17 protein-coding genes are annotated in these 19,446 nt (G+C 74.3%); 9 read left to right on the forward strand and 8 right to left on the reverse strand.

Going from position 1 to position 19,446, the window contains the following annotated elements; genetic code table 11:
• Positions 1–89 precede the first annotated feature (89 nt).
• On the forward strand, positions 90–2,159 hold the full coding sequence (locus tag EV567_RS07975; protein WP_130437940.1) for a PucR family transcriptional regulator ligand-binding domain-containing protein: 2,070 nt from the start codon (positions 90–92) through the stop codon (positions 2,157–2,159).
• Between the two features lie 164 nt (positions 2,160–2,323).
• Positions 2,324–3,082 carry a hypothetical protein gene (locus EV567_RS07980; protein ID WP_165430328.1) on the forward strand — a complete coding sequence of 253 codons (759 nt, stop codon included), beginning with the start codon at positions 2,324–2,326 and terminating at the stop codon, positions 3,080–3,082.
• A gap of 96 nt (positions 3,083–3,178) precedes the next feature.
• On the opposite strand, the gene EV567_RS07985 is transcribed toward EV567_RS07980, so the two are convergent.
• Entirely contained in the window at positions 3,179–4,066 is an 888-nt protein-coding gene (locus EV567_RS07985; RefSeq protein ID WP_130437942.1) for a GntR family transcriptional regulator, read from the reverse strand.
• A gap of 159 nt (positions 4,067–4,225) precedes the next feature.
• Between EV567_RS07985 and EV567_RS07990 the strand changes: the two genes are divergently transcribed.
• Positions 4,226–5,083, forward strand: a complete 858-nt coding sequence (locus EV567_RS07990; protein ID WP_130437943.1) for a (2Fe-2S)-binding protein — start codon at positions 4,226–4,228, stop codon at positions 5,081–5,083.
• A 245-nt stretch (positions 5,084–5,328) separates the two neighbouring features.
• A complete protein-coding gene (locus EV567_RS07995) occupies positions 5,329–6,378 on the forward strand; it encodes a DUF2637 domain-containing protein (protein WP_130437944.1) in 1,050 nt (349 codons plus the stop codon).
• A 100-nt stretch (positions 6,379–6,478) separates the two neighbouring features.
• Here the strand turns inward: EV567_RS07995 and EV567_RS08000 are convergent, their stop codons facing one another.
• The 3 genes from EV567_RS08000 to EV567_RS08010 all read right to left on the reverse strand — a co-directional run bounded on the left by EV567_RS08000 (position 6,479) and on the right by EV567_RS08010 (position 10,474).
• Positions 6,479–6,970, reverse strand: coding sequence for an ATP-binding protein (locus tag EV567_RS08000; RefSeq protein WP_130437945.1), 492 nt, complete (start codon positions 6,968–6,970; stop codon positions 6,479–6,481).
• Positions 6,971–7,394: 424 nt separating this feature from the next.
• Positions 7,395–9,137, reverse strand: coding sequence for a pyruvate dehydrogenase (locus EV567_RS08005; RefSeq protein WP_130437946.1), 1,743 nt, complete (start codon positions 9,135–9,137; stop codon positions 7,395–7,397).
• 77 nt (positions 9,138–9,214) lie between these two features.
• Positions 9,215–10,474 (reverse strand): protein phosphatase 2C domain-containing protein, encoded by a 1,260-nt coding sequence (locus tag EV567_RS08010; RefSeq protein WP_130437947.1) that lies wholly within the window; start codon positions 10,472–10,474, stop codon positions 9,215–9,217.
• A 122-nt stretch (positions 10,475–10,596) separates the two neighbouring features.
• Here EV567_RS08010 and EV567_RS08015 point away from each other — a divergent pair, with 122 nt between their 5' ends.
• Positions 10,597–11,079, forward strand: a complete 483-nt coding sequence (locus tag EV567_RS08015) for a DUF456 domain-containing protein (protein WP_130437948.1) — start codon at positions 10,597–10,599, stop codon at positions 11,077–11,079.
• Here the strand turns inward: EV567_RS08015 and EV567_RS08020 are convergent.
• From EV567_RS08020 to EV567_RS08035, 4 genes are all read right to left on the reverse strand, one after another.
• Positions 11,042–11,629 (reverse strand): methylated-DNA--[protein]-cysteine S-methyltransferase, encoded by a 588-nt coding sequence (locus EV567_RS08020; protein WP_130437949.1) that lies wholly within the window; start codon positions 11,627–11,629, stop codon positions 11,042–11,044. The two genes, EV567_RS08015 and EV567_RS08020, sit on opposite strands and share 38 nt — an antisense overlap.
• Complete coding sequence (locus EV567_RS08025; protein ID WP_165430329.1) at positions 11,616–13,028, reverse strand: bifunctional transcriptional activator/DNA repair enzyme AdaA; 1,413 nt, start codon at positions 13,026–13,028, stop codon at positions 11,616–11,618. The genes EV567_RS08020 and EV567_RS08025 overlap by 14 nt, the downstream gene beginning before the upstream one ends.
• A 74-nt stretch (positions 13,029–13,102) precedes the next feature.
• Complete coding sequence (gene rsgA, locus EV567_RS08030; RefSeq protein WP_130437950.1) at positions 13,103–14,209, reverse strand: ribosome small subunit-dependent GTPase A; 1,107 nt, start codon at positions 14,207–14,209, stop codon at positions 13,103–13,105.
• 433 nt (positions 14,210–14,642) lie between these two features.
• Complete coding sequence (locus EV567_RS08035) at positions 14,643–14,996, reverse strand: DUF805 domain-containing protein (protein WP_130437951.1); 354 nt, start codon at positions 14,994–14,996, stop codon at positions 14,643–14,645.
• Positions 14,997–15,270: 274 nt separating this feature from the next.
• Between EV567_RS08035 and EV567_RS08040 the strand changes: the two genes are divergently transcribed.
• The 4 genes from EV567_RS08040 (at position 15,271) to EV567_RS08055 (ending at position 19,415) form a co-directional block, all read left to right on the forward strand.
• Complete coding sequence (locus EV567_RS08040) at positions 15,271–15,594, forward strand: STAS domain-containing protein (protein WP_242620717.1); 324 nt, start codon at positions 15,271–15,273, stop codon at positions 15,592–15,594.
• 195 nt (positions 15,595–15,789) lie between these two features.
• Entirely contained in the window at positions 15,790–16,125 is a 336-nt protein-coding gene (locus tag EV567_RS08045) for an STAS domain-containing protein (RefSeq protein ID WP_130438319.1), read from the forward strand.
• On the forward strand, positions 16,122–17,051 hold the full coding sequence (locus EV567_RS08050; protein WP_130437953.1) for an anti-sigma factor RsbA family regulatory protein: 930 nt from the start codon (positions 16,122–16,124) through the stop codon (positions 17,049–17,051). The genes EV567_RS08045 and EV567_RS08050 overlap by 4 nt, the downstream gene beginning before the upstream one ends.
• A gap of 696 nt (positions 17,052–17,747) precedes the next feature.
• Positions 17,748–19,415, forward strand: coding sequence for an alkaline phosphatase (locus tag EV567_RS08055; RefSeq protein ID WP_130437954.1), 1,668 nt, complete (start codon positions 17,748–17,750; stop codon positions 19,413–19,415).
• The last annotated feature ends 31 nt before the right edge of the window (positions 19,416–19,446 follow it).

Below are 19,446 nucleotides of genomic sequence, written 5' to 3' on the forward strand. Positions count from 1 at the left end.
TCGGATTCGGCGCGATCCATCTGCCTTCATCGTGTTTTCCATTGTGTTTTCCATCGTGGTTTTCGAGACAAGGAACGGCGGCGACGAGAATGCGGCTGCGCGCACTGCTGGACACCGACGCCCTGGGCCTCAGGCTGCTCGGCGGCGAGGCCGAGCTGGACCGCACGGTGCGCGGTGTGATGACCACCGACCTGCGCGACCCCAGCCGCTACCTCTCGGGCGGTGAGCTGGTGCTGTCCGGTCTGGCCTGGCGCCGGGACGCCGCCGACTCCGATCCTTTCGTACGGATCCTGACGCAGGCGGGCGTGGCCGCGCTGGCGGCGGGCACGGCGGAACTGGGCGACGTCCCCGAGGACCTGGTGGTGGCCTGCGCCCGGCACCGCCTGCCGCTGTTCGCGGTGCACGAGTCGGTGGCGTTCGCGACGATCACCGAGCACGTGGTGCGGCAGGTGTCCGGGGAGCGGGCCGGGGACCTCGCGGCCGTCGTCGACCGGCACCGCCGGATGATGACCTCCGGTCCGGCGGGCGGCGGCCCGGACGTGGTCCTGGACCTGCTCGGCACCGACCTGGACCTGCGCGCCTGGGTGCTGTCGCCCACGGGTCGGCTCATCGCGGGGGCGAAGGGCGGGGGCGGTGCGGCGGTCCGGAACGGCGGCTCGGCGGTGGGGGCCGGTTCTGGGGCCGTGAGCGGTTCCGGGGCCGTGAGCGGTTCCGGGGCCGTGAGCGGGGGTTCCGCGGGCGTGGCCGGTTCCGCGTCCTCGTCCGCTCCTGCTGCCGTGAGCGGTTCCGCGGCGGGTGACCGGGGGGCGTCGTCGGGGTCCGGGACGGGGCCCGTGCCGTCGGCCGAGGTGTGCGCGCGGCTCGCCGGCGAGCATCTGGCGGCCGTCCGCACGGGCCGTCGCGGCCCGCACCGGGTCATCGTCGGCCAGACGACGTACTCGCTCTTCCCGATCCGCAGCGCCGGCCGCCCACCGCAGTCCGGGCACAGCGCGCAGCCGCAGAGTGACGTGCGCGAGACCGTGCTGTCGGACTGGCTGCTGGCCGTCGAGGCGGACGCCGGGGACTGGGCGGAGGAGCGCCTCGACCTGCTCCAGGGCGTGACCCAGCTGATCGCAGTCGAGCGCGACCGCCGGGACGCGGCGCGCACGGTGCGCCGCCGGCTCGCGCAGGAGGTGCTGGAGCTGGTGCAGACGGGTGCCGCGCCCGCCGAGATCGCGGCGCGACTGCGGGTGGCGGCCCCGGTGCTGCTCCCGGGGCTGGGCGCGGCCCCGCACTGGCAGGTGGTGGTGGCCCAGGTCGAGTGGAGCGGCGCGGGCGTCCCGGCCGGCGGCGCCGACGGGACGTACTCGGGCGGTGTGGCGGCGGCCGGCGCGGGTGGGTCGGGCCGGGCCGCGGCTTCGACGGCCGCTCCCGCCGGCGGCCGTCGCCCGGGCGGCGCGAGCGCCTCGCAGACGTCGGGCGCGACCAGCGCCGCAGGCTCCGCCCCGGGTGGGGACTTCGCGGGCGGTCCGGTGGCGCAGGCGCTGCTGGAGGAGATCCTCGTCGACCCGCACGCCACCGGCCCCGAGCCGTCCGACCGTATCGCCGTCGCGCACACCGGCGGCGAGGCCGTCGCCCTCGTCCCGCTCCCGGCGGTCGCCGCGGAGCACGACGGCACGGAGACCGGCGTCATCGCCGACGCGCTCCTCGCCGCCGTGCGGGAGCCGCTGTCGGCGGGGCTGGGCGACGACGGCCGGATCACGCTGGGCGTCAGCGCGGCGGTGCATTCGGCGGAGGGGCTGCGGGGCGCGCTGGAGGAGGCGCGGCACGCACGCCGGGTGGCGGCGGCCCGTCCCGGCCGGGTGTGCGCGGCGGGACACCAGGAGCTGGCCTCGCACGTGCTGCTGCTGCCGTTCGTCCCGGACGACGTACGCCGCGCGTTCACCGCCCGTCTGCTGGACCCCCTGCGCGACTACGACCGCCGGCACCGCGCCGAGCTGATCCCGACGCTGGAGACGTTCCTGGACTGCGACGGCTCGTGGACCCGGTGCGCGTCCCGACTGCACCTGCACGTCAACACGCTGCGCTACCGCGTCGGCCGGATCGAGCAGTTGACGGGTCGTGACCTGTCGCGGCTGGAGGACAAGCTGGACTTCTTCCTGGCGCTGCGGATGAGCTGACGAATCGGCGTGCGCGGGCCGAAACCCCGACGGCCCGGGGATCCCACGACTTTGTGAAATCCTTCACCCGCCCCCTTGGCCCGGCCCCGCGATCCGTGCTGAGATGCCGCCACCACTCATAGCTCGATGGCGTGCTCGGGGAGGGCAACGTGGCGCACTCCGCCATGTCTGGCAACGGAACGACCGCCGGCGACGATCCGCTCCAGACCGCGGTATGGCGGCTGCGCTCACGCGCCTGCTGGGCCGACGCCGCGGCCCTCCTCCCGGCCGGGACCGCGGCGGGGTCGGCGCAGAGGGCCGCGCTGCTGGTCGAACGGTGTCTCTACACCGAGCAGGGCTGGCAGGAGGCGGAGGACGCGCTGCGTACGGCGGAGGCTCTCGCCCACAGCGACGAGGAGCGCGGGGCGGCGGCTTGTGAACGGGGGCACTTGGCGTACGCGGCGACGGTGCACCGGGTGCGCGACCGGGTCGACGAGGCGCGCGCCGCGCTCGGCCGGGCCGCCGCGCTGATCCCGCCGGGGGCGCCGGGCCGGGCGCTGCTGGACTTCCGGCGGGGGCTGCTCGCGGAGAACCTGACCCGTGCCCCGCAGGCGGCTCGGGCCGCGTACCGGCGGGCCCACGCGGCCGCGGCGGAGCACTCGGACACGCTGCTGCTGTCGTTCACCTGGCGGCACCTCGCGGGTCTGGCGCTGCGGGACGGGGAAGTGGCGGAGGCTCGCAGGGGGTTCGCCGAATCGCTGCGGATCAGGGAGGAGCTGGGCTACCTCGTGGGCACGGCGCCGGCGCTGGCGTCCCTGGCGGACGCGGAGACGGAACCCGAGGCGTCCCGCCTCCGGGAGGAGGCCCGCCGTCTGCACCGCCTCCTCGGAGGAGTCCCGACCTGGCTGACACGCCACCTGACCCCACCGGCGGCGACGGCATGACGCCGCCCACCTACAGCCCGTCCGGCGCTTGAGGACGAGGCCGTCCAGGCCGAAACGGGGGGTCCGGGGGCGGAGCCCCCGAGGCTGTATCCGGCGCTACCCCCGGAGGGAGGCCGCGCCGGCGAAGTGCTCGCGCACCAGCACCTGCACCACGTCCAAGTCCCCCGCCCCCAACGCCTCCAGCAGAGCCATGTGCTCCGCCGCGTCCGCGAGGAGGTCGGCCCGTCCCCGCGCCGCCGGCCCGCCGCCGCCCACCAGCGGCCACTGCGACCGCCGATGCAGTTCCTCCGCGACGCCGACCAGCTGCTCGTTGCCGCACAGTCCCAGCACCGCCCGGTGGAACGCGCGGTCGGTCTCCGCGTACGTCGCACGGCAGCCGGAGCCGGCCGCGCGGACGGTCGCCTCGGCGAGGGGGCGCAGTTGCGCCCAGCGTTCGGCGGGGACCGTACGGGCGAGCCGCAGCATGACCGGGACCTCGATCAGCGCGCGCACCTCGGCCAGTTCGGCCAGCTCCCGCGCGCCCCGGACGACGACCCGGAACCCCCGGTTCGGCACGACCTCCACCGCGCCTTCCAGCGCGAGCTGCTGCATCGCCTCGCGGACCGGGGTCGCGGAGACCCCGAAGCGCTCGCCGAGGACGGGCGCCGAGTACACCTCGCCCGGTGTGAGCTCCCCGCCGACGAGCGCGGCACGCAGGGCGTCGAGGATCTGCCCGCGCACGGAGGCCCGCTGCACGGCCGGCCGGGGCCGGGGCGGCATCGCCTCACCATGGGTGTGCTCGCCGCGCACGGCGCCGGCGCCCCCGCCGCTCCCGGGCCCGAGGCCCGCCGCACCCCGGACCGGCCCGCCGGAGGTCCGCCCCCCGCCACCGCCGGCGCTCCCGCCGGGCACCCGCTCGGCCCGCGTCTGCGCCGGCACCCGCGCACCGCCGTCGAGCCCCCCGGGAACCCCCGTCCCGGCAAAGCCCTGGGTGCTTCGCTCCACGGGGTCCTCCTGACGGACGTGTCGGTACTCGGGGTCATTACGGCGGCTTGTTACTCGTCCGTCAAGAACCATAGGCGTACCGACCGCCAGTTCAAATCCCCGCCCAGTTGGGTAAGGTAAGGCTTACCTCTCACCCCCTCGCGATTCGGTGGTCCCGGAATGCCCGTACCCCCGTCGGCCATGTCCGCCGTGACGGACGCGTACGCCCGCCTCACCGAGGTCTTCCCCGGCCTCACCGTCACCGAGGTCCCGCAGGGCGACCCGGCCCCGAGCGGCGGCGGCTGGGTCGCCGCGGCCGAGCTCGCGCAGGGCGGGGCGGCCCTGGACGCGTTCCTGGCCTGGGACGACGAGCAGGTCACGCGTGACTACGGCCACAGCGCCCGCCCGGACGTCGTCGCGAGCTTCGGACTGCACCGCTACTCCTGGCCCGCCTGCCTGCTGATCACCGTCCCGTGGTTCCTGCACCGCCGCGTGCCCCGCTTCCCCGTGACGCACGTCTCCTACGACCGCACCGGCGCCGGCATGCGGATGGCGGTCCGCGCCCCCGTCTCGTTCGCCTGTCTGCCCGGCGATCCGGCGGCCGCGCTGCCCGGCGCCCGGGTGGTCGCGGACGAGGAGGCGCTGCGCGCGGAGGTCCGGGAGGCGGTGGCCGAGCACCACGAGCCGGTCCTCGCCGCGTTCGGACCGCGGGCGCGCCGCCGCGGGCGGGCCCTGTGGGGGATGGTGACGGACGAGATCGTCGAGGGCCTGTGGTGGGTCGCCGAACTGCTCGGCGAGGGCGAGAAGGAGCGGGCGCGGCACGAGCTGGGTCTGCTGCTGCCGGGCACGACCCGGCCGTACGTCGGTTCGGCGGCGTTCCGTGAACTGCCCGGCCCCGACGGGCAGTCGCTGCCCACCCGGGACCGGGCGAGCTGCTGCATGTTCTACACGGTGCGCCCCGAGGACACCTGCGCCACCTGCCCGCGCACCTGCGACGCGGACCGGGTTGCCAAACTCACGGCGGCGGGCGTGAGTTGACGCCCGCTCCGCGGCATGATGCACGACTTCCCCACCCGGCTCGGGAACTATCCGTGGAACCACGCGTACGGGTAGTGTTATTCGAACTCAACTCCTGTCGGCCACGCGGCAGTTCGAGCGGATCGTCGCCCTGGGCATCCCCTTGCACCTCCTTGGCGGCCTCTTGCCCCGAAATCCCCTGAGCGCGGACGGGAGTGGGCCACTATGGCGGGCGTCACGCCCTATCCCAATGCAAGGGACCCCAGATGAGACTGACCGACATATCGCTGAACTGGCTGCTTCCGGGCGCCGTGCTGCTCCTGGGCATGCTGGCGGCGGTGGCGGTGCTCGCGCGCGGGAAGCGCACCTCGGGGGAGAACGCGAGCGCGGACGATTCGTGGGAACGCAGTGAGGAGCGCCGCAGGCGCAAGGAGGCCCTGTACGGGACCGCTTCCTATGTACTGCTGTTCTGCTGCGCGGCGGTGGCCGCCGCGCTCTCCTTCCACGGACTGGTCGGCTTCGGCCGGCAGAACCTCAACCTGTCCGGCGGCTGGGAGTACCTGGTGCCGTTCGGCCTGGACGGGGCGGCGATGTTCTGCTCCGTGCTCGCCGTGCGCGAGGCCAGCCACGGCGACGCGGCCCTCGGCTCCCGGATACTCGTGTGGACGTTCGCCGGCGCCGCCGCCTGGTTCAACTGGGTGCACGCGCCGAGGGGTCTGGGACACGACGGCGCGCCGCACTTCTTCGCGGGCATGTCGCTGTCGGCGGCGGTCCTCTTCGACCGGGCGCTGAAGCAGACCCGCCGGGCCGCGCTGCGCGAGCAGGGCCTGGTGCCGCGCCCGCTGCCGCAGATCCGCGTCGTGCGCTGGATGCGTGCCCCGCGTGAGACCTACAGGGCCTGGTCGCTGATGCTGCTGGAGGGCGTGCGCACGCTGGACGAGGCGGTCGACGAGGTGCGTGAGGACAAGCGCCAGAAGGACCAGACCCGCCTGCGCCGCCGCGAGCAACAGCGCGTGGAGCGAGCCCAGTTGAAGGCGATCAGCCGGGGACACCGGGGCTTCCCGGGCCGTGGCGGACGTCAGGGGGAGACACAGGCGACCCTGGAGCGGGCCACCGCCGAGCGGGTCTCCGCGGAGCCTGCCATAGCGAACGCGCCGGAGCAGCTGCCCGTGCGTACGCGGCCCTCCCTGCAGCCCGTCCGCCAGAGTTCTGATCCGATCACCGTCGACCTCACCGCCGAGGACGACACCATGGCGCTGCCGCGTCTGGACTCCCTGGAGCGCAAGCTCAAGGACCTGGAGCAGCAGTTCGGCTGACGCCACGCGGTACCGGGAAGGGGGCGCGACCACAGCGGTCGCGCCCCCTTCCGGTCGTCCGCCGGCCGCCTTCTCACGGCCGTGACGTCGCCGGTCGCGGTCAGGCCGCTCCCGCCGCCAGTTCGAACCAGACCACCTTGCCGACGCCGTGCGCGCGCACTCCCCACGCGTCCGCGAGGGACTGCACGAGGAGCAGGCCCCGCCCGTGGGTGCCGTCGCCGGACGCGGCGGACGGCGGGCGCGGTTGCGGGCGGCGGGCCACGAAGTCCCGTACCTCGACCCGCAGTCCGTCCGGTCCGACGGTGGCCGTCAGGACCGCGTCGTGATCGGTGTGGACGAGCGCGTTGGTCACGAGCTCGCTGGTGAGCAGTTCCGCTATGTCGGAGCGTCCGGGCTTGCCCCAGTGCCGCAGCAGCTCGCGCAGCGCGCGGCGGGTCTCGGGCACGGCCCGTAAGTCGGCCCGCCCGAGTCTGCGCCGCAACTGGGGCGCCCCCGCTCCCCCGTCGCCGCCGTCCGCCTCGTCCTCCCCCGTCCGTGTCGCCGTCGAGGATCCCGCGATCGTCGAACCGCTGCCTCGTGCCTGCCTCTTCATGACCCCCGCCCGCGTGCCGATGTCGGTTTCCCTCCTGCTCGAACACGTTCACGGGGATGCTTGCCCCGCCGACACGGCGGCAGTCATGTCCAAGGGTCAACGACCATGTGTTCGGCCAGAGTTGAGCGGGCAACCGGATCAGTTACCGCCGGGCGCGCCGGTCCGTGCCGGTGGACGCCCGACGCCGCGGCGTCACCGTCAGGCCCCCGGAGGGACATCCGGCGAACCGCCGGGCGCTCCGAGGGGTCTGAGACGGCGGCGCGAACACGGCGCGGGGCCGGGCGGGACGTGCGCCCGGCGCGTCACAGGGCGCGGGCGCATCCGGTCCCGCCCGGGGAAAGCGCTGTAGTGCGCGCGGTGAAGTTGGCCTGAATCAGGCGGTCGTCCGGGGTCGCGCCCAGGACATGGTCCTGAGCGCGGCATGTCACGGCCGGGGCACGTTGCGCAGGTTGGACCGTGCCATCTGGAGCATGCGGCCGACGCCGCCGTCCAGGACGATCTTCGACGCGGACAGCGCGAAGCCGGTCACCATCTCGGCGCTGATCTTCGGCGGGATGGACAGGGCGTTGGGGTCGGTGACGATGTCGACGAGGGCCGGCCCCTTGTGCTTGAAGGCCGACTTCAGGGCCCCGGCGAGATCCTTGGGCTTCTCCACGCGCACCCCGTAGGCGCCGCAGGCGCGGGCGACGGCGGCGAAGTCGGGGTTGCTGTTGGCGGTGCCGTACGAGGGCAGACCGGCGACCAGCATCTCCAACTCCACCATGCCCAGCGAGGAGTTGTTGAAGAGGACGACCTTCACGGGCAGGTCGTACTGGACGAGGGTGAGGAAGTCGCCCATCAGCATGGAGAACCCGCCGTCGCCGGACATCGACACCACCTGCCGTGACCGGTCGGTGAGTTGGGCGCCGATCGCCATGGGCAGCGCGTTCGCCATGGAGCCGTGGGAGAAGGAACCGATGATCCGGCGGCGGCCGTTGGGCGAGATGTAGCGGGCGGCCCAGACGTTGCACATGCCGGTGTCGACGGTGAAGACGGCGTCGTCGTCGGCCATGTCGTCGAGCACGGAGGCCACGTACTCCGGGTGGATCGGGACGTGCTTGTCCACCTTCCTGGTGTACGCCTTGACGACGCCTTCGAGGGCGTCGGCGTGCTTCTTCAGCATCTTGTCGAGGAAGCGCCGATTGGTCTTCTCGCGCACCCTCGGGATGAGACAGCGCAGCGTCTCCCGTACGTCGCCCCACACGGCGAGGTCCAGCTTCGAGCGCCGGCCCAGGTGTTCGGGGCGCACGTCGACCTGCGCAATCTGCACGTCGTCGGGAAGGAAGGCGTTGTAGGGGAAGTCCGTGCCGAGGAGGATCAGCAGGTCGCACTCGTGGGTGGCCTCGTAGGCGGCGCCGTAACCGAGGAGCCCGCTCATCCCGACGTCGTAGGGGTTGTCGTACTGGATCCACTCCTTGCCGCGCAGGGCGTGTCCCACCGGGGACTTGACCTTCTCGGCGAACTCCATGACCTCGGCGTGCGCGCCGGCGGTGCCGCTGCCGCAGAACAGGGTGACCTTGTCGGCCGCGTCGATCATGCGGACCAGCCGGTCGATCTCCTCGTCGCCGGGGCGGACGGTGGGCCGGGAGGTCACGAGCGCGGTCTCGGCGGCCTTCTCCGGGGCGGGCTCGGAGGCGATGTCGCCGGGCAGCGAGACGACGCTGACGCCGCTGCGCCCGACGGCGTTCTGGATGGCCGTCTGCAGCAGTCTGGGCATCTGCTTCGGGCTGGAGATCAGCTCGCTGTAGTGGCTGCACTCCTGGAAGAGACGGTCGGGGTGGGTCTCCTGGAAGAAGCCCAGGCCGATCTCGCTGGAGGGGATGTGGGAGGCGAGGGCGAGCACGGGCGCCATGGAGCGGTGGGCGTCGTAGAGGCCGTTGATGAGGTGCAGGTTTCCGGGACCGCAGGAGCCGGCGCACGCCGTGAGCTTTCCGGTGATCTGGGCTTCCGCGCCGGCGGCGAAGGCGGCGGTCTCCTCGTGCCGGACGTGCACCCAGTCGATGGCGGCGTTGCGGCGGACCGCGTCCACCACCGGGTTCAGGCTGTCGCCGACGACGCCGTACAGGCGTTTGACTCCGGCGCGGACGAGGATGTCGACGAACTGCTCGGCAACGTTCTGTTTGGCCATGACGCTCTCATGCCCCTTCGGTCCCCGTACATCGGTTTCGGACCCCCGCGGCTTCCATGAATTCACAGCGGACGACGTCATGCCTCCCAAACGGCGGCGGCCGTACGGTCGTCCGCATGACCCTTGACCCGGATCTGGGTGTCGGCGAGGAAAGCGGCGAGCCCGGGCGGGGCGGGCTCGGACCAGCGTTCGACCAGGTGTGCGGGGAGAGCGGGCTCGTCGCGGAGCGGTTCCGCCAGACCGGCGGTGCACATGAGCAGCGTGTCACCCGGGCGGGCGACGGAGGCCCGGAAGCGGAAGGGCTCATAGGGGGGCGGCGGACCGTCGGCGGTCTCGGGGGCTGCCGGGACTCCGGGCACGCCGGGAGCCCCGGTAGGCCCGGGGGTTCCTGGGGCCGGCGGCGTCGCGGCTCGCGGGGAGCCGAAGCCGACGACCGCTTCGCCGGCGACCGCGCCGACCGCCGGTTCGATGTCCTGCCACCGGCCGTCCCGCAGCCGGAACAGCCCGCCGGGCCCGACACCGAAGAAGATGCGGGTACGGCACTCCGGGTCGGCCGGCAGCAGGAGGCAGCGCAGCCCGGCCGCGTACTCCTCCGCGCGCAGCCCCCGTTCGGCGGCGGCGGCGCGGAGCCGGCCGAGGCTGCGGTCGGTGAGGCGGTGCAGTCCCGACTTCAGGTCGCCGCGGCGGGCGGCCCTCAAGTCCTGCGCGAGCCGGACGTGACTGCGGCCGACCGCCTGCCCTATCCACCGGCACGCCTCGGCGGCCGCCCGGTGCGCCCCCGGCGTGGTCCGCGCCCCGGTCGCCATCGCGACCAGGACGAGGGCCTGGTCGCCGGCGCCGAAGCGGGCGGTGAGCATCGCGTCGCGGCGCGGCTCGCCCCGGTACCGCGCGGAATCCCCCCGCACCGACGCCGCCCGCAGCGTGCACGTCCCGTACCGGGCCCCGTCCAGAACGGTGTCCGCGACCAGGTCGTCCAGCCCGTCGGGATCGGCGGCGGGCAGCGCGGTGGGCTCGGCGTCGTAGGTGGGCGGCCCGGAGCCGACGCGGGGCGGGGGCGCGGGCCGGGGCGCCACCGCCGGTTCCGCCGAGGGCGGAGGATCCGCGGACGGCGAGGGCTCCTGCGGCCCCGTCGCCCACCACTCCTCCGGCCGCGGCCCCGGCGACGGACGCTCGCCCTCCCCCGGGCCCGCGGAGTTCACCGTCTCCGCCGCCGAGGCGAAGCGGTCCTCCAGCGAGTCGGCGGAGGGCGCGGGGCCGGCGTCGCCGGTGGAGTCGTCGTACAACTGCCCCCACCAGTCGTCGTCGTGACCGGTGGGCCTTCCCCCCTGCTGGCTCATGCCTCTGATTGTCACCGCAGGGGCCGCGCGGAAACGGGACATCGGGAAAACGCGCCCCGGACGGGGCTCGCCCCCGGCCGCGCCGGCCTGCGCGTCCGGTGGGCGTCCGGCAATCTGGCCAGATGGAGGCGTGGGAACTCCTGCTGGTCGGGCTGGTCATCCTGTTCGGCCTGTGCGGGGTGCTGCTGCCGGGCGTGCCGGGCTCGTGGCTGGTGTGGGCCGGGGTCCTGTGGTGGGCGCTGAAGGACCCCGAGCCGGTCGCCTGGGCGGTGCTGGTGGGTTCGACCGCCGTGCTCTTCCTGTCGCAGGTGGTGCGCTGGGCGCTGCCGCCCCGCCGGCTGCGGGTCAGCGAGGCCACCCGTCACATGGCGCTGTACGCGGGCACGGGCGCTTTCCTCGGCTTCTTCCTCGTCCCCGTGGTCGGCGCGATCGGGGGCTTCGTCGGCGGCGTCTACCTCGCCGAACGCCTGCGCCTCGGCAGCCCCGACGCCGCCCGGGCGTCGCTGCGGACGGTGATGCGCGCGGGCGGCACCAGCGTCCTCACCGAGCTGTTCACCTGCCTGCTGATCATGGGTGCGTGGATGGGCGCGGTGGTGTGGGGATGACACCGGGCGCGGGAAGCGCCCGCTCGGGGACGGGAAGCGCCCGCTCGGGGGCCTCCGGCGCCCCCTGCGCAACCGGCAGCGCCCCCTCCAGCGTCAGCAGCCGCACCTTGCGGTCCAGGCCGCCCGCGTAGCCGGTCAGCGCGCCGTTCGCGCCGATGACGCGGTGGCAGGGGCGGACGATGAGCAGGGGGTTGGCCCCGATGGCCCCGCCGACGGCGCGGACGGCGGCCCGGGGCGCTCCGACGCGGGCCGCGATCTCGCCGTACGTCGTCGTGGAGCCGTAGGGCACGGAGTCGAGCGCGGCCCACACCCGCGTCCGGAACGCGGTGCCCTCGGCCCGGACCGTCAGCCGGAACTCCTTCAGGTCGGCCGCGAAGTAGGCGTCCAGCTGCTCCACGGCCGCACGGAACGGTCCCCGATCGCGCCGCCACCCCTCCTGGACGCTCCGCCCGCCCTTCTGGCCGGGCACGGACACCGACGTCAGCACGCCGTCGGGATCGGCGGTGAGCAGCAGCGGCCCGAGCGGGCTGTCGACGTCAGTCCAGAACACGGTGTGTCTCCGTTTCCCCCGCGATACGCAGGTGGTGCAGGGCGTACGTCCGCCAGGGACGCCAGCTGTCGGGGACGCCGGCGCCGGGCGGCGCGACGTCGGGGTCGCCAAGGGCGCGAGCCCGGATCCGCGCCACGACAGCGGCGTCCAGGCCGGGCAGGGCGAGCAGCGCCGCCTGCGCGTCGTCGCGGTCGGCGCCCGCGTCCAGGCGTACGGCGCCGTCGGCGAGCGCGGTGGCGAGGGCTCCGAGCGGGCCGGGGCGCCCCGCCAGTGCCGCCGGTTCGGGGAAGAGGTGGGTGAGGGCGCCGCTGGGCGCGTCCAGGGTCTTGCCGTGCGCGCGGACCAGGCGTTCCGCCTCCGCGCGGCCCGTCAGCGCCCGCAGCGCGTACTCCTCCGGGTCGGCCGCGCCCGGCGCGCGTAGCCCGGGGCGGGCGGCGACGAGCGGGGCGAGCCGGGGGTCCGCGCCGAGCCGCCCGTCGACGGCGTACGGGTCGGCGTCGAGGTCGAACAGCCGGCGCAGCCGCTGCACGGCGGTGGTCAGGTCGCGTGGGTCGGTCAGCCGCAGCCGCGCGTCGAGCCAGCCGCCGGGGCGGACGGCACCGCCGGGCGCGGAGCCGGTGCGCTCCTCGACGGCGGCGATCCCGGTGCCGTACGGCAGGCGCAGCGTCCGGCGGTACGTGCGCCCGCCCGCCGGGCCGCTCACCTCCTCGACGCCGGCGACGGCCTCCCGGGCCAGCAGGTCGAACACGGCACGCGCGTGATAGGGGCCCCGGTGGGCGAGCCGCAGCTCGATCCCGGCGCCCGGGGCGGCCGTACGGCCCGTGCGGGGCGCGGCGGCCCGCAGCTCGGTGGGGTTCGCCGCGTACACGGCGCGGACGGTGTCGTTGAACTGGCGCACGCTCGCGAAGCCGGACGCGAAGGCGATCTCGGTGACCGGCATCGCGGTCGTCTGGAGCAGCACGCGCGCGGTGTGCGCGCGCTGCGCCCGGGCGAGCGCGACGGGACCGGCGCCGAGTTCGGCGGTGAGCTGCCGCTGCACCTGCCGGGCGCTGTAGCCGAGGCGGGCGGCGAGCCCGGCGACGCCCTCCCGGTCGACGACCCCGTCGCCGATCAGCCGCATGGCGCGGCCCACGACGTCGGCGCGCACGTTCCAGTCGGGCGAGCCGGGGCCGGCGTCGGGCCGGCACCGCCGGCAGGCCCGGAAGCCCGAGCCCTGCGCGGCGGCGGCCGTCGCGAAGAAGCGCACGTTGCGCCGCTTCGGCGTCACGGCGGGGCAGCTGGGCCGGCAGTAGACCCCGGTCGTCGCGACGGCGAAGAAGAAGGCGCCGTCGAAACGGGCGTCCCGGCTGCGGACGGCCTCGTACCGGGTGTCCTGGTCGGGGGTGTCCTCATGCGTCACGGGTCCCAGTCTTGGCCCGTGACGCACGTGCCCGCCAGCGGGAATCGGACATGGCGTTCAGTGATCCCCGTGACTCACCACTCCCCGCGCTTGGCGCGCGCGGCCGCGCGCCCCGTCGCCTGCCTGCGCTTCCACTCCTTGCGCTGGCCGGCCCGGGAGCGGGCGTCGGACTTGGCGACGATCCACTGGTTCTCCCGGACCAGCTTGCGGTAGCTGTCCAGCCGTCGGACGGACAGTTCGCCGCTGTCGACGGCGGCGAGCACCGCGCACCCGGGCTCGGCCTGGTGCGCGCAGTCCTGGAACCGGCAGCGCGGGGCGAGCTCCTCGATCTCGGAGAAGACCTGCCCCACCCCGTGCCCGGCGTCCCACAGCCCGACGCCGCGCAGTCCCGGCGTGTCGATCAGGACCCCGCCGCCGGGCAGGGGCAGCAGGTTGCGGGTCGTGGTGGTGTGCCGGCCCTTGCCGTCCATATCGCGCGTGGCCTGCACGTCCATGACGTCCTCGCCGGTGAGCGCGTTGGCGAGCGTCGACTTGCCCGCGCCGGAGGCGCCGAGCAGCACGGAGGTGCCCCGGCCGAGGAGAGCGGCCAGCGCGTCGACGCCCTCCCCCTCACGCGCGCTGACGGTGAGCACGGGCACCCCGGGGGCGCTGCGGACGACGTCCTCGACGAGGTGCGCGAGGACGTCCGCGTCCGGCACGAGGTCGGCCTTGGTGAGCACGACGACGGGCTGTGCGCCGGACTCCCAGGCCAGCGCCAGGAACCGTTCGACCCGGCCGAGGTCCAGTTCGACCGCCAGTGACAGGGCGACGACGGCGTGGTCGACGTTGGCGGCGAGGATCTGCCCCTCGGACCGCTTGGAGGAGGTGGACCGCACGAAGGCGGTGCGGCGCGGCAGGTACGCGCGCGCGTAGCGGGGGTTTCCGCCGGGATCGACGGCGACCCAGTCGCCGGTGCAGACCACCCGCAGGGGGTCGTGCGGGGTGACGAAGGCGGTGTCCGCTCGGAGGACGCCGGCGCCGGTGACGACGTCGCACTGCCCGCGGTCGACCCGTACGACCCGGCCGGGCACGAGGCCCTGCTCGGCGTACGGGACGAACTGCGCCTGCCAGTCCTCGTCCCAGCCGTACGGAAGGAGAGGGTGCGACGAAGCGGAAGAAGCCGAAGAAGAAGAGGAACTCAAGGGGAACCCTTCACAGGGCGGCCCCGGCACTGCGCACGCGTGCGCCGTGAGAAAGGTCAGCCGGAGGCCACGGAGGTGGAGTGAACGGACTTCTGATCGCGGGCAACGCCCGTCGTGAAGACAGTCATCGGTCAACACCTCCCGTTTCTCACCTGCCGAACGACGGCGGCCGCCGGCCACCGCCTGAAGCGGAACTCAGCCTAGACACGGCCGCATTCCGGCACCACCGGTTTTCTCCCGCCGGCCGCATACCTGAAGAAGGCCCGTGCGTGCCCCGGCGAGAGCCTCGCCTGTGACGATCCGACCCGGCGTTCGGGCGTGCTGCCGTACTGGGCCGGACCAACGGGGGCAGGGCCCCTCGGCGGGCGGACGGTTTGGTCGTCCGGGGTGGCGAGGGGCCCTGCTGTCGTGCGTGTGCGTCGGCTGCGACGGGTCAGAAGGCGTCGGCCGTCTTCGGGTCGGGGCCGTACTCGTTGGGGCCGCGCTTGCCCTCGCTGGCGAGGAACACGATCAGGACGATCGCGCCGATCAGCGGGACGAGGGCGATGAACAGCCACCAGCCGGACCTGTCGGTGTCGTGCAGCCGGCGGATCGCGACGCCCAGGGAGGGCAGCAGGACGGCGAGGGAGTAGATGATGCCGAGGATGCTCGACCCGATCACCGCGTCGATGATCGCCAGCACGATGCTGACGATCACGCTGAACAGGGTGAACATCCAGTATTCCTGCCGACGCGCACGTCCGCCGAACACCGCGTACTTCTTCAGTACGTCCACGTACCAGTGCATTGCTCGTCCCCCCAGGAGAAGTCCTCTGTGTGATCTCCAGCAGATCAGGCCAGTTGGCCGGAATCCAGAGTTCTTGGCGTGTGCTGGTCAACCTGTTATACGGCCGCAGCGCTACGGTTACCAGGCGTGAGGACGTGATCGACTGCTCCACGGCGCCGATCCCGCCGTAAGATCTCTCGGCAGCACACCCGTGGGCCGTGGGCGGCCCGATCGAGAGGCCTTGGGGGTACGCGTGGCAGACGCCCATGGAGCGGACGTTCCGCAGAGGCTGTCCGTGTCCCGCAGCACCGTGGACGGCGTCGACGTCGTCAGCCCGCGCGGTGAGATCGACCATGACACCGGCCGTCTTTTCCGCGCGGCCCTGGAGGCCACCGACGGCTGGGGCGGCGGCCGGATGGTCGTCGATCTGAGCGAGGTGACCTTCATGGACTCCACCGGGGTGAACGTCCTGGTCACCGCCCATCACGCGGCCCTGGCGGGCGGCGGGCGGCTGCGGCTCGCCGTGCCCCGGGGGCCGGTGCTGCGGGTGCTGGAGCTCGTCGGCCTGGACGGCGTCATCGCCATCTGCCCGACGGTCGAAGAGGCGCTGGCCGACTGAGCCGGAGCGGACGGCGGGCGGGTGCGGACCGGGGGCGGTTCCCGGCGGGGGAAGCTCTCGAACGGGCGGCCGGGCGCGGTAGGCTGCCTGGCCGGAAAGGCCATCACTCGTCCGTGCCGCGTTCGACCGGGCCGGGCGGTCGCGGCGAGACGCCGAGGGAGCCTGAGAGGAACGAGTGTGGATGCGGCACACGAGATGGGGGAACCCGCACTGGTGCAAAGCGGGACCGTGCTGGAGGTGAGTCCGTTGTCCGGTCGTCCCGGGATATGTGTCAGTGGCGAGATCAGTGTCGCGACCCGTCCCTCCTGGGAAGGCGCCCTGGCCGAGTTGGCCCGGCGCCACACTGACGTGTCCTACGTGGAGCTGTCGGGTGTGGGTTTCGTCGACGTCGCCGGGGTCTCCGCGCTCGCCCGCACGGCCATGAACCTGCCTGCCGGCCGGGTCGTGGTCGAGAGCCCGCCGCCGCAGGTGCCGCGGGTGCTGAACCTGTTCTGGCCGAGTCTCGGCGGGATCGAGGTGACGCCGCGATGAGCTCTGTGGCCGTGGAGGAGGTGTTCGCGCACCCCGCGCTGTTCTACAGCAGCGAGCACGAGTACGTGCGGGAGACGGTGTCCTTCGTACGGGAGGGCCTGGCCGCCGGCGAGCCGGTCGCCGTGGCGGTGCCCGGACCCAACCTGGAGCTGATCCGGGCCGGACTGGGCACGGACGCCGGGGACGTGCGGCTCCTGGACATGACGGAGGCCGGCCGCAATCCCGGACGGATCATCCCGCGCGTCCTCAGGGGCTTCGCCGACGCCCACCCCGAGCGGCGGGTACGCATCATCGGGGAGCCCATCTGGGCCGGGCGCAGCGCGGTGGAGTACCCGGCGTGCGCGCAGCACGAGGCGTTGATCAACGCGGCCTTCACGGGGCGCGCGGTGACGATCCTCTGCCCGTACGACGAGGCCGGGCTGGACGCCGACGTGCTGGCCGACGCGCGTGTCACCCACCCGACGGTCATCGCCGGGGGCAGTGAGGACGTCAGCGAGTCCTACGACTGGCGGTCCGTCGTCGAACGCTACAACGAGGCGCTGGTCCCGGCGCCGGACGCCGCCGCCTTCGCCTACGGCGCTCAGGAGCTGCCGGACGTGCGCCACTTCGCGGCCGGCGAGGCGGCGCGGCTGGGTCTCGCCGGGCAACGGCTGCAGGACGCGGAGCTGGCGGTCGCGGAGCTGACCACCAACAGCGTCGTCCACGGCGGCGGAGCGGGGACGCTGCGGATCTGGGCCGAGGCGGGACAGGTCGTGTGCGAGGTCCGCGACGGGGGCCGGCTGATCGACCCGCTGGCTGGTCGCAGGCCCCCGGAGCGTGGGCAGATCGGCGGCCGGGGCCTGATGCTGGTGCACTACGTCGCGGATCTGGTCCGCGTGCACACCTCCGACGAGGGCATGACGATCCGCTTCTACCTCGGCATGTGAGACGACGAGCCGCGCGCCCCGGCGGCGGGTCCGGACGCCGGCCCGGGGCGGCGAGGACGTGACCGCGAGGGGGGCGGCACGGCCCCGAGACCGGGGCGGTGCCTCCCCGGCTGCGCGACAGTCGCGCCGAACCCGCGGCCGGGCGTCCCCATCGGCGCGCCCCGGCCGAGAGCCCCCCGCCGCTGCCGGCCTCCGGCGCGCGAACCCGCGGTGAGCCCACCCGAAGCAGCACGCCGCCGGCGGCGGCCGCAGCCTCACGTCCCGGGCAGCAAGGAAGCGGCTGCGCCCCGCCGGTGGCACGCCCCCGGCCGAGAGCCCCCGCCGCTACCGGCCTTAGGCGCGCGAACCCGCGATGTGCGCACCCCAAGCAGCGCCCCCGGCGGCAGCCGCAACCCACGCAGCCCACCCCCGGTGGCGGCCGCAAGCGAACATCCCCGGCCGCAAGGACGCGCTGCGCGTCCCCCGCGGCATGCCGCCGCCCTCAGCGCCGTAACGGCGCGTCCCCGCCAGTGCGCCCTCCCGTGCGCCGTGCGCGGCGTGTGGCGTAAGCGGCCTGGCGTGGCGCGCAACTGACGGTCAGTCACACCTGCCCGGTATACGCGCTTCGTGTGCTTAGCATCGTCGTGCCTGCCGTCCCGCAGGCTCCGGCCCGCGGTGGCCGCAGACGTCCCTGAACACACCGGGAGCCGAGCCCCCATGCGTCCGACAGGCCGTCACCGACCCCTGCCCGAGCGCCGCTTCCCCGACCACGATCCAGTACTCCGCTCGGCCGCACGGCACTTCGCCGGGCGTCGTCGCTTCCTCACCCTCGGCGCCGCCGCTGCGGCGCTGGCGTTCGCCGTCCCCGCGCCCGCCGCGGGCGCGGCCACGGCACGGGCGCTCGACGCGGCGCGGATCACCGAGAACCCCTTCACCCTCGGCGTCGCCTCCGGGGACCCGCTCCCCGGCTCCGTCGTCCTGTGGACGCGCCTGGCCCCCGACCCGTACGAGCCCGGCGGGGGGCTGGCCGGGCAGTCCGTGACCGTCGGCTGGGAGGTGGCCCGGGACGAGCGGTTCGCCGCGGTGGTGCGTCGCGGTACCGCGACGGCGGTGCCCGAGTACAACCACACCCTGCACCTCGACGTCGACGGCCTCCAGCCGGGCCGGGTGTACTACTACCGGTTCAAGGCGGGCCCCTGGATCAGCGAGACGGGCCGGACCAGGACCGCGCCCGCCCCCGGCGCCGCCGTCACCGGCCTGTCCCTGGCCGCGGTGTCCTGCCAGGCGTACCACGACGGGTACTACACGGCGTACCGCCATCTCGCCGGGGAGGACGTCGACGTCGTCTTCCACCTCGGCGACTACCTGTACGAGTACGCGGTGGACGCGGCCGGCGGGGCCCGCAAGTACACCGACCGGGTGCTGCCCGAGGCGTTCAACCGGGAGACCGTCACGCTGGAGGAGTACCGGCTGCGGTACGCCCTCTACAAGAGCGACCCCGACCTCAGGGCCGCCCACGCCGCGCACCCCTTCGTGGTCGCGTGGGACGACCACGAGACCGAGAACGACTACGCCGGCGGGATCGACGAGAACGGCGGCCCGCCGGAGGAGTTCCTGCTGCGCCGCGCCGCCGCCTATCGCGCGTACTGGGAGCACCAGCCGCTGCGCGCGGCCCAGTTGCCCGCCGGGCCGGACATGCGGATGTACCGGCGGCTGCACTGGGGCGACCTCGCCCAGTTCGACGTGCTCGACACCCGGCAGTACCGCTCCGACCAGGCCCACGGCGACGGCAGGCAGGTGCCGGGACCCGAGTCGGACGATCCGTCGCGCACCATGACCGGCGCGGCCCAGGAGCGGTGGCTGCTGGACGGCTGGCAGGCCTCGCGGGCGCTGTGGAACGTGATGCCTCAGCAGGTGTGCTTCTCCCAGCGCAAGCTGGACCTGAACGAGCGGGCGCTGATGTCGATGGACGCCTGGGACGGCTACCGCGCCTCCCGGCGGCGCGTGCTGGACGGGGCCAAGGCCGCCGGTGTGGACAATCTCGTCGTCCTGACGGGTGACGTCCACGTCGGCCACGCCTTCGACATCAAGGACGACTTCGACGATCCGGGGTCGCGGAACCTGGGCGCCGAGTTCGTCGTCACGTCCATCGCGAGCGGCCGGAACGGCGCCGAGCGCCCTTCCACCTGGCAGACCTATCTCACGGCCAACCCGCACATGAGGCTCTACGACGGTCGGCGCGGCTATGTGCGGGTGGGGCTGGACCGGGAGGCGGCGCGCGCCGACTTCAGGACCGTCTCGGCGGTCACCACGCCCGGCGCGCCGCTCTCCACGGCGGCGTCGTTCGTGACCGAGGCGGGCAATCCGGGGCTCGTGCCCGTGTGACGGGCGCGAGCCCCGCGAGAGCGTGCTGCGC

The organism is Streptomyces sp. BK239 (assembly GCF_004217285.1).
GTDB lineage: Bacteria > Actinomycetota > Actinomycetes > Streptomycetales > Streptomycetaceae > Streptomyces.

Excerpts from the sequence above, each read along its gene's own strand:
- EV567_RS07975 (WP_130437940.1), top strand. The coding sequence starts at position 90 with ATGCGGCTGCGCGCACTGCTGGACACCGACGCCCTGGGCCTCAGGCTG.
- EV567_RS07980 (WP_165430328.1), top strand. The coding sequence starts at position 2,324 with ATGTCTGGCAACGGAACGACCGCCGGCGACGATCCGCTCCAGACCGCG.
- EV567_RS07990 (WP_130437943.1), top strand. The coding sequence starts at position 4,226 with ATGCCCGTACCCCCGTCGGCCATGTCCGCCGTGACGGACGCGTACGCC.
- EV567_RS07995 (WP_130437944.1), top strand. The coding sequence starts at position 5,329 with ATGAGACTGACCGACATATCGCTGAACTGGCTGCTTCCGGGCGCCGTG.
- EV567_RS08000 (WP_130437945.1), bottom strand. The coding sequence starts at position 6,970 with ATGAAGAGGCAGGCACGAGGCAGCGGTTCGACGATCGCGGGATCCTCG.
- EV567_RS08005 (WP_130437946.1), bottom strand. The coding sequence starts at position 9,137 with ATGGCCAAACAGAACGTTGCCGAGCAGTTCGTCGACATCCTCGTCCGC.
- EV567_RS08010 (WP_130437947.1), bottom strand. The coding sequence starts at position 10,474 with ATGAGCCAGCAGGGGGGAAGGCCCACCGGTCACGACGACGACTGGTGG.
- EV567_RS08015 (WP_130437948.1), top strand. The coding sequence starts at position 10,597 with ATGGAGGCGTGGGAACTCCTGCTGGTCGGGCTGGTCATCCTGTTCGGC.
- EV567_RS08035 (WP_130437951.1), bottom strand. The coding sequence starts at position 14,996 with ATGCACTGGTACGTGGACGTACTGAAGAAGTACGCGGTGTTCGGCGGA.
- EV567_RS08045 (WP_130438319.1), top strand. The coding sequence starts at position 15,790 with ATGGGGGAACCCGCACTGGTGCAAAGCGGGACCGTGCTGGAGGTGAGT.
- EV567_RS08050 (WP_130437953.1), top strand. The coding sequence starts at position 16,122 with ATGAGCTCTGTGGCCGTGGAGGAGGTGTTCGCGCACCCCGCGCTGTTC.
- EV567_RS08055 (WP_130437954.1), top strand. The coding sequence starts at position 17,748 with ATGCGTCCGACAGGCCGTCACCGACCCCTGCCCGAGCGCCGCTTCCCC.